Origin of the sequence: Streptomyces sp. NPDC058864 (assembly GCF_042742985.1) — a bacterium.
In the GTDB taxonomy this organism is placed as follows: Bacteria; Actinomycetota; Actinomycetes; order Streptomycetales; family Streptomycetaceae; genus Actinacidiphila.
Genome location: NZ_JBHYMQ010000002.1, coordinates 288,307 through 301,103, shown reverse-complemented (window position 1 = coordinate 301,103; position 12,797 = coordinate 288,307). Strand labels below are relative to the sequence as shown.

General features: G+C 71.1%; 14 protein-coding genes and 1 tRNA gene. 7 read left to right on the top strand and 8 right to left on the bottom strand.

Annotated features, from left to right (window positions below; all coding sequences use genetic code 11):
• Position 1 precedes the first annotated feature (1 nt).
• Entirely contained in the window at positions 2–1,033 is a 1,032-nt protein-coding gene (locus ACFW3D_RS02940; RefSeq protein ID WP_500500601.1) for a carbohydrate ABC transporter permease, read from the bottom strand.
• A gap of 5 nt (positions 1,034–1,038) precedes the next feature.
• Positions 1,039–2,385, bottom strand: coding sequence for an ABC transporter substrate-binding protein (locus tag ACFW3D_RS02935; RefSeq protein WP_500500599.1), 1,347 nt, complete (start codon positions 2,383–2,385; stop codon positions 1,039–1,041).
• A 157-nt stretch (positions 2,386–2,542) separates the two neighbouring features.
• Here ACFW3D_RS02935 and ACFW3D_RS02930 point away from each other — a divergent pair, with 157 nt between their 5' ends.
• From ACFW3D_RS02930 to ACFW3D_RS02920, 3 genes are all read left to right on the top strand, one after another.
• The gene (locus tag ACFW3D_RS02930) at positions 2,543–3,571 is read left to right on the top strand and encodes a LacI family DNA-binding transcriptional regulator (protein ID WP_500500597.1); all 1,029 of its coding nucleotides are present in this window, start codon (positions 2,543–2,545) and stop codon (positions 3,569–3,571) included.
• A 227-nt stretch (positions 3,572–3,798) separates the two neighbouring features.
• The gene (locus ACFW3D_RS02925; protein ID WP_326575914.1) at positions 3,799–3,987 is read left to right on the top strand and encodes a hypothetical protein; all 189 of its coding nucleotides are present in this window, start codon (positions 3,799–3,801) and stop codon (positions 3,985–3,987) included.
• A 55-nt stretch (positions 3,988–4,042) separates the two neighbouring features.
• Positions 4,043–4,546 (top strand): pyridoxamine 5'-phosphate oxidase family protein, encoded by a 504-nt coding sequence (locus ACFW3D_RS02920; RefSeq protein ID WP_500500595.1) that lies wholly within the window; start codon positions 4,043–4,045, stop codon positions 4,544–4,546.
• Positions 4,547–4,553: 7 nt separating this feature from the next.
• Here the strand turns inward: ACFW3D_RS02920 and ACFW3D_RS02915 are convergent, their stop codons facing one another.
• Positions 4,554–5,327, bottom strand: a complete 774-nt coding sequence (locus ACFW3D_RS02915; RefSeq protein WP_500500593.1) for an isocitrate lyase/PEP mutase family protein — start codon at positions 5,325–5,327, stop codon at positions 4,554–4,556.
• A 108-nt stretch (positions 5,328–5,435) separates the two neighbouring features.
• On the opposite strand from ACFW3D_RS02915, the gene ACFW3D_RS02910 reads away from it, so the two are divergent.
• Entirely contained in the window at positions 5,436–5,636 is a 201-nt protein-coding gene (locus ACFW3D_RS02910; protein ID WP_500500591.1) for a hypothetical protein, read from the top strand.
• 67 nt (positions 5,637–5,703) lie between these two features.
• Positions 5,704–6,213: a flavoprotein gene (locus tag ACFW3D_RS02905; RefSeq protein ID WP_500500589.1), complete on the top strand. Its 510-nt coding sequence runs from the start codon at positions 5,704–5,706 to the stop codon at positions 6,211–6,213.
• 87 nt (positions 6,214–6,300) lie between these two features.
• Here ACFW3D_RS02905 and ACFW3D_RS02900 read toward each other — a convergent pair.
• From ACFW3D_RS02900 to ACFW3D_RS02890, 3 genes are all read right to left on the bottom strand, one after another.
• A tRNA-His gene (locus ACFW3D_RS02900) sits at positions 6,301–6,373 on the bottom strand.
• Between the two features lie 91 nt (positions 6,374–6,464).
• The gene (orn, locus tag ACFW3D_RS02895) at positions 6,465–7,076 is read right to left on the bottom strand and encodes an oligoribonuclease (protein ID WP_500500587.1); all 612 of its coding nucleotides are present in this window, start codon (positions 7,074–7,076) and stop codon (positions 6,465–6,467) included.
• A 5-nt stretch (positions 7,077–7,081) separates the two neighbouring features.
• Positions 7,082–8,596 (bottom strand): helix-turn-helix domain-containing protein, encoded by a 1,515-nt coding sequence (locus tag ACFW3D_RS02890; protein WP_500500585.1) that lies wholly within the window; start codon positions 8,594–8,596, stop codon positions 7,082–7,084.
• 714 nt (positions 8,597–9,310) lie between these two features.
• Here ACFW3D_RS02890 and ACFW3D_RS02885 point away from each other — a divergent pair.
• Together ACFW3D_RS02885 and ACFW3D_RS02880 are read left to right on the top strand one after the other, a co-directional pair.
• The gene (locus ACFW3D_RS02885) at positions 9,311–9,832 is read left to right on the top strand and encodes a universal stress protein (RefSeq protein ID WP_500500583.1); all 522 of its coding nucleotides are present in this window, start codon (positions 9,311–9,313) and stop codon (positions 9,830–9,832) included.
• A 106-nt stretch (positions 9,833–9,938) separates the two neighbouring features.
• On the top strand, positions 9,939–10,535 hold the full coding sequence (locus tag ACFW3D_RS02880; RefSeq protein ID WP_500500581.1) for an acetate uptake transporter: 597 nt from the start codon (positions 9,939–9,941) through the stop codon (positions 10,533–10,535).
• 87 nt (positions 10,536–10,622) lie between these two features.
• On the opposite strand, the gene glmS is transcribed toward ACFW3D_RS02880, so the two are convergent.
• Complete coding sequence (gene glmS / locus ACFW3D_RS02875; RefSeq protein WP_500500579.1) at positions 10,623–12,437, bottom strand: glutamine--fructose-6-phosphate transaminase (isomerizing); 1,815 nt, start codon at positions 12,435–12,437, stop codon at positions 10,623–10,625.
• A gap of 43 nt (positions 12,438–12,480) precedes the next feature.
• On the bottom strand, positions 12,481–12,756 hold the full coding sequence (locus ACFW3D_RS02870; RefSeq protein ID WP_500500577.1) for a hypothetical protein: 276 nt from the start codon (positions 12,754–12,756) through the stop codon (positions 12,481–12,483).
• Positions 12,757–12,797 lie beyond the last annotated feature (41 nt).

Below are 12,797 nucleotides of genomic sequence, written 5' to 3'. Positions count from 1 at the left end.
GTCACCCCTCGTGGTTCTTGCGCAGCCAGCGGGCGACCAGCCCGTTGACGGCGGCGATCAGCAGCAGGAGCAGGAACATCGCCCAGGCGATGGCCGAGGCCCGCCCGAGGTGGTAGTTCGTCCAGCCCTGCTCGTACAGGTACAGGCCCAGCGTCTGGAACTGGTGCGAGGAGCCGCCCTTCTCGCCGCCGGGGCCGCCGAAGAGGAACGGCTCGCCGAACAGCTGGGTGGCACCGATCGTCGAGACCACGATCGTGAAGAGGATCGTCGGCCGCAGCATCGGGATGGTCACGTGCCGGAACTGCTGCCAGCGCGAGGCGCCGTCCAATGCGGCGGACTCGTACAGGTCGTGCGGCACGGCCTGCATCGCGGCCAGGTAGATCAAGGTGTTGTAACCGGTCCAGCGCCAGATCACGATGGACGACACGGCGATCTGCGAGGACCAGGTGCCCGCCCGCCAGTCGATGTGGTGGCTGAACCCGAGGTGCTCCAGCACCCAGTTGATCATGCCGTAGTCGGTGCCGAACATCAGCGTGAAGACCAGCGTCGCGGCGGCGACCGAGGTGGCGTACGGGGTGAGCATCGCGACCCGGAAGAAAGTCGAGCCGCGCAGCTTGTAGTTGAGCAGGTGGGCCAGGCCCAGCGCGATCAGCAGCTGCGGGACGGTCGAGATCACACCGATGGTGAACGTGTTCTTCAGGGCGTTCCAGAAGAACTCGTCCTCCAGCAGACGGGTGTAGTTGTGGAAGCCGACGAACTCGCGCGCGTCGAGGTTGGTCAGCTCCACCCGGTAGAAGGAGGACCAGCCCGTGTAGATCAGCGGGAAGAGCCCGAAGGCGGCGAAGAACAGGAAGAAGGGCGAGACGAAGGCGTACGGCATCGCCTTGACGTCCCACCGGTAGCGGCGGCTGCGCCAGCGGCCGCGTCGCTCGTCACGTGCGTCGCGCGGACGGCCGGAGCCGTCGCGCGGGGCCGCGCCCCCCTCGGAGGGGGGCGCGGTCACTGCGGTCATGTCGGAGATCTCCGAAGCCATGCGGGTCACTGGTCCAGTGCGTTGTCGATTTCCTTCTCGGCAGCCGCCCAGCCCTGAGCAGGGGTCTTGCCCTGCTGCTCGACCTGCAGGATGCCGACGTCGGTGATGGCCGTGTAGATCTGCTGGTCCTTCGGACCGATCACCAGGGTCGGGATGCTCTTGGCGGCGTCGGCGAAGATCTGGCCGATCGGCGCGTTGCTGAAGTACTCGTGCTTGGCGTCCTTGACCTCGGGCAGGTCATAGGCGCCCGGGGCGCTCGGGAAGCTCGCCTGCTTGGCGAAGACCTTGGCCTGCTGCGCGGGCGCGGTCAGCCACGCGGCCAGCTTGACGGCCTCGGCCTTGTTCTTGCCCGCGGAGGGCACGCCGATGAAGGAACCGCCCCAGTTGGCGGGCTTCGGCGCGGCGGCGACGTCCCACTTGCCCTTGCCCGCGTCGCCGGCCTTCTCCTGGATGTAGCCGAGCATCCACGACGGGCAGGGGAGCGACGCGAAGCGGCCGTTGGCGAAGCCCTGGTCCCAGGCCTTGTCGAACAACTTCAGCTTGGCGGTCATCTTGCCGGTGGTGGCCTCCATGGCCAGGTTCCAGGCCTCCTTGACGGAGGGGCTGGTCTTGTAGATGACCTTGCCGCTGCTGTCGTAGTAGCGCTCGGAGGCCGAGTTGCTGATCGCCTGGTAGAGACCGGCGGACGAGTCCAGGAACGTGGTGTTCTTGGGCGCGTTCTTCGTGTACGTCTTGCCCGCGTCCAGGTACTTGCTCCAGTCACCGGCCCAGAGCTTGCCGACCTCTTCGCGGTCGGTGGGCAGGCCCGCCTGCTTGAACAGGTCGGTGCGGTAGCAGATCGCCATCGGGCCGATGTCGGTGCCGAGGCCGATGGTCTTGCCGTCGGAGGTGCTGGCCTGCGCCCACTTCCAGTCGAGGTAGTTCGACTTCTCGACGCCCTCGGCCTTGGAGAGGTCCTCGAACTTCGCCGCCTGGGTGGTGACGATCTCGTTGATGTTGCCGACCTCGATGGCCTGGATGTCGCTCAGGCCGCTGCCGGCGGCGAGGTGGGTGAGGAGCTGCGGGTAGTAGGCGTCGTTCCGCTCGATCACGTTCTCCTTGATCGTGATGTTCGGGTGCGCCTTCTCGTACTCCTCGTACAGACCGGCCTGCTTGTAGCCGAAGACACCGAAAGTGCCGACCGTGAGAGTGATCTTGCCCTTGCCGTCACCCTCCGAGCCACCGGCCTTCGCAGTGCCGTCGCTGTCCTTGGAGCAGCCCGCGAGCAGGCTCACTCCGAGCGCTGCCACCGCGGTTATCGCGACTGCCGCGGTACGGCCTCGTGGCCGGGACGACTTCCTTGTCGTGCGCATTCGGGTCCTCCGGGTACGTGCGGGAAGTGTACGTGTTCGATAGTGTGGGAGCGCTCCCACAGGTGATGTGTTGAAGAGTCTCCGTTCCCCGATGAGGTGTCAAGGGAGCAGACGCTCTAAGTTGGCGCAGTTACCACCTCGTGATTGGGAGGCCGTAATGGTGATCGGCGGACGGCGCAGCGGCAGGCCGACGCTCGAGGAGGTCGCCGCGCGGGCCGGAGTGGGCCGGGGCACCGTCTCCCGGGTGATCAACGGATCACCTCGGGTGAGCGACCATGCCAAGGCCGCGGTCGAGGCCGCCATCGCCGAGCTCGGCTACGTCCCCAACCGCGCGGCGCGCGCCCTGGCGGGCAACCGCACGGACGCGATCGCGCTGGTCATCCCGGAGGCGGAGACCAGGCTCTTCGCCGAGCCGTACTTCTCCGACATCATCCGCGGCGTGGGCGCGGAGCTCGCCGACACCGACATGCAGCTGCTGCTCACGCTGCTGCGGACGCCCAAGGAACGGCAGCGCTTCGCCCAGTACCTCGGCGCCCACCGCGTCGACGGCGTCCTGCTGGTCTCGGTGCACGAGGACGATCCGCTGCCCGACCTGCTGGAGCAGCTGGAGATGCCGACGGTGCTGAGCGGCCGCCGCTCCGACCTGGAGTCGGTGTCGTACGTCGACTCGGACAACGTCGGCGGCGCCCGTTCGGCGGTCGCCCACCTGCTGGGGCGTGGACGCGCCAACGTGGCGACCATCACCGGGCCCCTGGACATGTACGTGGCCCGCTGTCGCCTGGACGGCTACCGGCAGGCGATCGAGGGCGCCGGGCTGGCGCACGACAACGCGCTGGTCGCGGCCGGTGACTTCACCGAGGAGGGCGGCCGCGCCGCGATGCGGGCGCTGCTGGAGCGCCGGCCCGACGTCGACGCGGTCTTCGCCGCCTCGGACGTCATGGCCAGTGGCGCACTGCAGGTGCTGCGCGAGAGGGGCCGGCGCGTGCCCGACGACGTGGCCCTGATCGGCTTCGACGACTCCGCCATCGCCCGCCACACCGACCCGCCGCTGACCAGCGTGCGGCAGCCGATCGAGGAGATGGGCCGCACCATGGCTCGGGTGCTGCTGGAGGAGATCGCGGCGAGCACCGCCACCCGCCGGCACGTCGTGCTGTCGACGGAGCTCGTGCGCCGCGAGTCGGCGTGACGGGTGGCCCCGGGCCGTTCCGGCGCAGGAGGGCGGGCTCGCGGACCCGGAACCGGACGCCCGCCCGGATCGGTGGCACCTGCCCCGCCGGGTGGCGCGCGCGAGCAGGGGGTCCGGCACGGACACCGGGAGTGAGCCCCGTCACGTGAGGAGGCTCACGGTGTGACATGAGCCCACGAGGGCATCAACCAGGGCTCTTTGTCACACCCCTCTCCTAAAATCAAGGCATGCCACCGACCGTTCTGGACCGCCGATCCGTCGAAGCCGCCAATGAGGCCATACGGCGGTACGTCGCGGGCCGGCGCACCTGGTCGCGCGCCGAACTGGCCGAGCTGGACCGCCTCCGCGGGATCTGGCAGGCCGCCCGCCAGGGCCAGGGCGACGCCCCGGCCCGCCGCCTTCCGGGCGAGGAGTGATCCCGCCCCGGCAATGCCGACAGAGGATGTCGGGTATGCCGGGGAGCATGGCGGCATGACGACCAGCTGGACAGACCTCCAGGAAGCGCAGCCCGGCCTCGCCGAGGCCGTGCGCACCCGATTCGGCGGCTACAAGCACCACGTCCTCGGCACCCTCCGTGCCGACGGCTCACCCAGGCTCAGCGGCATCGAGGCCGAGTTCCGGTTCGGCGAGCTGTGGCTCGGCATGATGCCCGGCTCCCGCAAGGCCCTCGACCTGCGGCGCGACCCGCGCTTCGCGCTCCACGTGAACCCCGGCCCGGACACCTCCATGGACGGCGGGGACGTGCGGATCTCCGGACGCGCCGTCGAGGTCGCCGACCCGGCCGCGATCGCCCGCTTCACCGGCGAGGTGACGGTGCCCGAGGGGCCCTTCCACCTCTTCCGCGCCGAGATCGCCGAGGTCGTGCGCACCTACGTCGAGGACCCCGACCTCGTCCTGCAGGTGTGGCGGCCCGGCGGTCCGCTGCGCACGATCCGGCGCGGCAACGACGAGTCGCCCCCGCGCACGGACGGCTGACGCGTCGTCAGCTCCCAGTGAAGGGGCTGTCCCCGCGCGCCACGGCCGCGAGGAGTCCGGTGAAGTACCCCTGGACCAGCCGGTGGAGCTGGTGGCCGAAGCTGATCCGCGCCACCCCCAGCTCCGCCAGACGGGCCGGCGAGGGCCCGTCGGGCCGGGAGATCACGTTGACCGGGCGGCCGTCCACGGCCCCGACCACGGCCACGACGGTCGCCTCGTCCAGCGCCCCGATCGGGTACACGCAGTCCGCGCCGGCCTCCAGGTACGCCCGCGCCCGGGCCGCCGCCTCCGCGAGCCGCTCCGCGGTTGCGCCGCCGCGCAGGAAGCAGTCCGTCCGGGCGTTGATCACCAGGTCGGGGTCCTCGGCGCGCAGCCGGGCGATGTACGCCGCCTGCTCCCCGGCGTCGGCCAGCAGCCCCGTGCGGTGGTCGGTGTCCTCCAGGTTGCAGCCCACGGCACCGGTCGCGGCCAGCCGCTCCGCCAGTTCCGCGGGCCCCATCCCGTAGCCCCGCTCCATGTCGGCCGTCACCGGCAGGGGGACGGCCCGGGCGATCCGGGCGACCGCGGCGAGCATCTCCTCCGCGGGTGCGCACTCCCCGTCGTCGTACCCCAGGGCGGGCGCCACGGCCGCGCTCCCGGTGGCGACCACAGGGAAGCCCGCGTCGGCCACGGCACGGGCCGAGGCGGCGTCCCAGACGTTCGGCAGGACCAGCGGGTCGCCCGGCACGTGCAGGGCGCGCAGTCGGCGGGCGAGGGCCGTGCGGGAGGGCTCGGTGCTCATGTCCTCCACGCTACGAGCGCGGGCCCGGCCCTGCCGAGGGCCATTCACCCGTCGCGTCGCGGGGCCACTTCGGGTGCGCGGTGTGCCCGGGTGCCGCAAGCTGGACGGGTGAGCATCGTCGTGTCCCCCGTCCAGGCCGGTGACCCGCCCTTCCGCATCGTGCAGATCGACGGGGAACCCGTCGGGATCGCCCATGACCTGCTCGACGTCGTCCGCATCGCCCACGCAGCCGGTCACGAGCACGTCGACTTCGACGACCCGCACGCCGTGCGCTGGCTCGGCGGGGGCAAGTACCACTGGGCCCCGTGAGGCCCGCCGGACGTCCGGTCCCGCATACGGTTGCGTAAGATCCACTTCCCGCGATTGGGTGGGCCGCATGACTCGGACCCTCTACCTCTTCGCCGGTGCCGCCCCTCCCGTCTTCGACGTCGCGCGGGTCATCGAGGACGCCCAGGTGCGCGGCTGGGACGTCTGCCTGGGCCTGACGCCCACGGCGGCCCGCTGGCTGGAGCCGAGCCTGGACGGACTGGCCGCCCTGACCGGTCGCCCGGTGCGCCACGAGTACCCCCTGCCCGGCCTGCCCGAGGTGTGGCCCCCGGCCGACGTGATCCTGGTGGCCCCGGCCACTTTCAACACGATCAACGGATGGGCGCTGGGCCTCACGGAGACGTTCGTGACCGGCATCCTCGCCGAGGGCATCGGCAAGCGGGTCCCGATGGTGGCGATGCCGTCCGTGAACGCCGCGCTCATGCAGCACCCGCAGTTCGAGCGCTCGCTGGACACCCTGCGCGCCGCCGGTGTCACGGTGCTGTTCGGCGACGCCGGATCCGGACCCGAGTACCCCTGGCAGCCGGCGCTCGCCGCCGCCGAGGCGGTCGCCGGCTGAGGCGCCGCGGCCACCGGTGAGCCGGTGGCCGCCGGACAAACGACGAGGGGCCGGTCCGTGTGTACGGACCGGCCCCTCGTCGATCAGGGTGAGTGACGGGACTCGAACCCGCGACATCCTGGACCACAACCAGGTGCTCTACCAGCTGAGCTACACCCACCACGACCGGCGCTCTTCACTGCTCCGCACCGGCCGAGAAAAAGTGTACAGGGTCCGGCGGGGTGCTCGCTGCCACGTTTTCCGCGGCTCGCTCAGTCCGACGTTTCCGCAGGCAGGACGTACTTCGCGGCGATCGAGCGCGCCGTGTCGGTGTCGGGTCCCGGCTGCGGCACGAAGACCGCCTCGCGGTAGTAGCGCAGCTCCGCGATGGACTCCCGGATGTCGGCGAGCGCGCGGTGGTTGCCGTTCTTCTCCGGGCTGGCGAAGTAGGCGCGCGGGTACCAGCGCCGGGCCAGCTCCTTGACGGAGGAGACGTCGACGATGCGGTAGTGCAGGTGCTGCTCGAGGGTGGGCATGTCGCGGGCGAGGAAGCCGCGGTCGGTGGAGACCGAGTTCCCGCACAGCGGTGCCTTGCGGGGCTCGGCCACGTACTGGCGGACGTAGTCCAGGACGAGCTTCTCCGCCTCCTCCAGCGTCACTCCGCCGTCGAGCTCCTCGAGCAGGCCGGAGGCGGTGTGCATCGTGCGGACGATCTCCGGCATGCTCTCCAGGGCCTCGGCCGGCGGACGGATGACGATGTCCACCCCCTCGCCGAGCACGTTGAGCTCCGAGTCGGTGACGAGCGCCGCCACCTCGATCAGAGCGTCCTGGGCCAGGGAGAGCCCGGTCATCTCGCAGTCGATCCACACCATCCGGTCGTTCATACGTCTCACCCTACGGGGCGATCCCGCGGAGCAGGCATGGTTGCGCTGCGACTGCGTCCGTCACGGCCGTCCCGGTCACCCCGCGGACGCCGGGAACCGTGCGGCTCACGGGGGTCGAAACGGCTGCCGGGCTGCTCCGGGATGCGCGCCGCGTAGGGCGGTTCGCCGTCCGTCTTGAGCGTCCCCGGGCCGGCGCCGGGAGCGGTCTGGCCCTGGACCTGCAGCACCCCGCTGTTGCCGCGGTCCGCGGCGGGCACGGGACTGCGGCGGGGGGCCGGGACCGGACCGCCGCCCGCTTCGGCGCCGCGCGGTTCCCGGGCGGCGCCGGGCGCGGCCGGGTCCGGCTCGTCCTGCGGGCGCCGGGCCCGGTAGGCGGCCCGGTACGAGGCGGGGGAGGAGCCGAGCTGGCGGCGGAAGTGACCGCGCAGTGCGACGGGCGAGCGGAAGCCGCAGCGCGCGGCGACCTCGTCCACGGAGTAGTCGGAGGTCTCCAGCAGCCGCTGGGCCTGCAGGACACGCTGGGTGATCAGCCACTGCAGGGGCGCGCTGCCGGTCAGGGTGCGGAAGCGGCGGTCGAAGGTGCGGCGGCTCATGTAGGCGCGGGCGGCCAGGGTCTCCACGTCGAACTGCTCGTGCAGGTGCTCCAGCGCCCAGGCGACGACCTCGGCGAGCGGATCGCCGCCGATCTCCTCGGGTAAAGAGCGGTCCAGGTGCCGGGGCTGGCCGCCCCAGTCCCCGCGCCGCGGCGGTACGACCAGCCGGCGGGCGAGCGCGTTGGCGGCCTCGCCGCCGTGGTCGCTCCGTACGACGTGCAGGCACAGGTCGATGCCGGCGGCGGTGCCGGCGCTGGTCAGGACGTCGCCGTCGTCGACGAACAGCTCGCGCGGGTCGACGTGGACGGACGGGTAGCGCTTGGCGAGGGTCGGTGCGTACATCCAGTGCGTGGTGGCGGGGCGGCCGTCCAGCAGTCCGGCGGCGGCGAGCACGAAGGCGCCGGTGCACAGCCCGATGATGCGGGCGCCCTCCTCGTGGGCGCGGCGCAGCGCGTCCAGCGCCTCGGTGGGCGGCGGCTGCGAGATGGACCGCCAGGCGGGCACGACGACCGTGCCGGCCCGTGACAGCGCCTCGAGTCCGTACGGGGCCGACAACTCCAGCCCGCCGGTGGTCCGCAGCGGGCCGTCCTCGCCGGCGCAGACCAGCAGCCGGTAGCGCGGTACGCCCGCGTCCTGGCGGTCGATGCCGAACACGGAGAGCGGGATGGAGCTTTCGAAGATGGGCCCGCCGCTGAACAGCAGTACGGCGACGACCTCCTGACGGCGTCGCGCCGACAACTTGCGTGGCCCGCGGCCCTGCTGGGCGCTGGCGGACGGGCCCGACGGAACGGAGGTGCTCACCGGGGCGCCGGACGCTCCCGGGACGTGCGGGACGTGCACCGTCCCCGTCGACGCGGACGGTGCGGTGGACATGCCGGCGGCCGACTGGATCTCCGCCATGGTGCCGGTCCTGGACTCCTGTGTCATGGAGCTCAAGCCCCCCTCGGTCGTGTGGTCCTCTCGGTCCTGCACGGGTCCCCCGCCGTTGTCGCTCAAGATCGAATCTACTGGTTCCGCTGTACCCGCAATGGCAAGTTCACCACCTGCCGGTATGTCGACATGACCACGTGGCGTGAAGCATTCGATCACGAAGCGTTCTCCTCGTGAAGTGTGCCTTCCGGGAGGGGGACCGGCGCACAACGTCCGCGCGCCCCCTCATTCCGCTTCCACCCTGGTGGTGGCGGGGGTTGTGGGACATGATCCCAAGTCCCGCCCTGCGGTGGGAAGTTGGCCGAAAATGATGGGAAGTCCTGTACGCGCCCCTGGTCAGCGCTCCGTCGTACGCCCCCTGGGTGGCCGGGGAACGAGTGCGCCCCTGTCGCCCCGTGGGGTCAGGAGGACGATTCCGGATATGGCCGGAGGCGGACAGCGGCGGAGGGTAAGGCGCGGGGTGACTTGTCCGATTGGCGGCGGGGCGTTGCGCTCGGCCGTCCGCTCCGGCATTCTCCTGGAAACTCCGGGGTAGGGGGACGCTGTGAGGGCGCCTGCGCATCTGTGCAGGGGCCCCCAGTCGCCGTACTCTGGAGTCAGCGGGAAGGGCAGCCCCTTACCGGTCGAAATCAGGCCGGTCCCGCGGCCCCCGCACTGTTGTTGTCCGCCCACTCGGCGCCCCCGGCGCCGACCTTGCCGAGAAACCGCATCATGGCCGGTTACGAGCTCCCCGAGCCCGCCGACGGAAAGCCGCTCGCCGAATCGGCGGCGGTGCCGGAGGCGGACTCCGAGCCGCGCACTTCCTGTGATCCCGCGTTCCGGCACGGCGTGGTCGTCGGTTTCGACGGCTCCGTGTCGAGTGAACGGGCCCTCTCCTACGCCATCGGCATGGCACGCCGGTCCGGTTCCGCGCTGATCATCGTGCACGTCGCCAACCGGCTCCCGGCGACGGTGTGGGCGGGCTGCGAGCCGCCCGTCTTCGTCGACGTCCCCGACCACCGCACCGAGGTGCTCGGCCTGGAACTCGCCTGCGCCGACCACCTGTCGGAGGTGCCGTGGATCCTGGTCGAGCGCGGCGGCGACATCTGCCACGAACTCGAGGAGGTCGGCCGGGAGTACGAGGCCGATGCCATCGTGGTCGGTGGGACGCACGGGATCATCGGCAAGATCTTCGGGTCGGTCGCCGGGCGGCTCGCCCGGCGCGCTCAGCGGCCTGTCGTGGTCATTCCATAACGATTCGGGCACGTTGCCGCGAACGGCGGCTTAGCGGGATTGCTTGTGCCCTTGTGAAGGGTATCTCACCTGCAGTTTCTTCCCTCGTACCCGAAGGGGGCCCGCGGTGGACAACGACGTCTCCACGGCAAGCACCGCACGAGCCGGCGCCACGGCTCTGGGATATCTGGCACTCGGCCTGACACTGATCGCCTTTGGGCTGCTCAGCACGGGCGTATTCGACAACACCGCGGCGGCCGACGCCGCGGGACTCGCGCTCGTCGTCGGCGGCGTCACGCAATTCGTCGCCGGCATGTGGGAGTTCTACGGTGGCAACGGCTTCACCGGCACGGCCTTCGCCCTGCTCGGCGCCCTCTGGGTGACCTGGTCGGCGGCGACCGGCGCGGGTGCGAGCAAGGAGGTCACCGGGCTGTTCATGCTCCTGTGGGCGCTGGCGGCGCTCAGCCTCACGATGGCAGCGTGGCAGATGGGCGGCGTGGCACAGGCGGTCTTCGGGCTGCTGACCGTGTCCATGGCGCTGTTCGGTGTCGCGGCCCTCGCCTCCAACGGCGGCCTCGGCAAGGTGGCCGGCTGGGTCGGCCTCGCGGCCGGCGCGGTCGCCTGGTACGGCGGGACGGCACTGCTCACCAACGCCACGTGGGGGCGGCGTGCCCTCGCCGACGGCTGGCGGCTGGCCATGCCGCACCGCGGGCACGCGGCCTGACGCCCGGGGAAGCAGCGGCGAGGCCCCCCGCACCCTCGGGCGCGGGGGGCCTCGTGCGTGCCGGGGCCTCGTGCGTGCCGGGGCCGGCTACTCGACGGTGACGGACTTCGCCAGGTTGCGCGGCTTGTCGATGTCCCGGCCCAGTGCCAGCGCCGTGTGGTACGCCAGCAGCTGCAGCGGGATGCCCATCAGGATCGGGTCGAGCTCGTCCTCGTTCTTCGGGACGAGGATCGTGTGGTCCGCCTTCTCCTGCTCCTGGTGCGCGACCGCGAGGATCCGGCCGCTGCGGGCCTTGATCTCCTCCATCGCGGCGCGGTTCTTCTCCAGCAGCGAGTCGTCCGGGACGATCGCGACCGTCGGCATCGCGGGCTCGATCAGGGCCAGCGGGCCGTGCTTGAGCTCGGAGGCCGGGTACGCCTCGGCGTGGATGTAGGAGATCTCCTTCAGCTTCAGCGAGGCCTCCAGCGCGACCGGGTAACCGCGCACCCGGCCGATGAACATCATCGACTTGGCCTGCGCGTATTCGGCCGCCAGCTTCTTGATGTCCTCCTCCTGCGTGAGGATCTCCTGGATCTGCCCGGGCAGCGCGCGCAGGCCCTCGATGATCCGCTTGCCGTCGGCCACCGACAGGTCGCGGATGCGGCCCAGGTGCAGGGCGAGCAGCGCGAAGGCGACGACGGTGTTGGTGAAGCACTTGGTGGAGACGACGCAGACCTCCGGGCCGGCGTGCACGTACACACCGCCGTCGGTCTCCCGGGCGATCGCGGAACCCACCACGTTCACCACGCCGAGGACGCGGGCGCCCTTGCGCTTGAGCTCCTGCACCGCCGCCAGCGCGTCGTAGGTCTCCCCGGACTGCGAGACGGCGATGTAGAGCGTGTCGGGGTCCACGACCGGGTTGCGGTAGCGGAACTCGGAGGCCGGCTCCGAGTCGGCCGGGATCCGGGCCAGGCCCTCGATCAGTGAGGCGCCGATCAGACCGGCGTGGTAGGAGGTCCCGCAGCCGAGGATCTTCACACGGCGGATGCCGCGCGCCTCGCGGGCGTCGAGGTTCAGACCGCCCAGGTGCACGGTGGAGAACTTGTCGTCGATCCGGCCGCGCAGCACGCGGTCGACCGCGTCGGGCTGCTCGCAGATCTCCTTGTGCATGTACGTGTCGTGACCGCCCATGTCGTAGGAGGCGGCCTCCCACTCCACGGTCTCGGGGGTGGCGGTGGTGCGGGTGCCCGAGGTCGTGTACGTACGGAAGTCGTCGGCCTTCAGGGTGGCCATCTCGCCGTCGTCGAGGGTGACGACCTGGCGGGTGTGGGAGATCAGCGCGGCGACGTCGGAGGCGACGAACATCTCCTTCTCGCCGATGCCGAGGACCACCGGCGAGCCGTTGCGGGCCACGACGATCCGGTCGGGGAAATCGGCGTGCATCACGGCGATGCCGTAGGTGCCCTCGACGACCTTCAGCGCCTCGCGGACCTTCTCCTCCAGGGACTCGGCCTGGGAGCGGGCCACGAGGTGGGTGATCACCTCGGTGTCGGTCTCGGAGGCGAAGACCACGCCGTCGGCCTCCAGCTTGGCGCGCAGCTCGGAGGCGTTGTCGACGATGCCGTTGTGGACGACGGCGACCTTGCCCTCGGTGTCGAGGTGCGGGTGCGCGTTCTCGTCGCTCGGGGCGCCGTGGGTGGCCCAGCGGGTGTGCGCGATGCCGGTGGTCCCGGCGAAGCGCTTCGGGACCCGTGCCTCCAGCTCACGGACCCGGCCCTTGGCCTTGACGGCCCTGAGCCCGCCGGACCTGCCGGCGATCACGATGCCCGCGGAGTCGTATCCGCGGTACTCCAGTCGCTGCAGGCCTTCCAGCAGCAGCGGGGCGACATCACGCTTCCCGATGTAGCCGACGATTCCGCACATGTTTCCGTCCCTCCCGGTCGCACGAGGCGGCCCGGTCTCGCTGTCAGCCGTAGACGATGCGGCGCAGCTGCCGCAGTGAGTACTCGGGCGGTGCGACCGCCCGGTGCGGCAGCTCGGCCGTGATCCGTTCGAAGATCTCCGTGTTCTGCAGGCCCCTGGCCTGCAGCTCACGGTGGCGGCGCCGCACGAAGTCCTCGGCTGTCTCGTCGAAGTACGCCAGGACGTCGAGGACCACCCGGGCGACCTCGCCGCGTTGCAGCGGCGTGGTCCGCACCAGGTGGTCGACGAGGTCGTCATGGGTCGTCCGGTGTTCGAGCACCGGTTGATACTGAGGGACGGAGGAGGCTGATCGCAAGATTT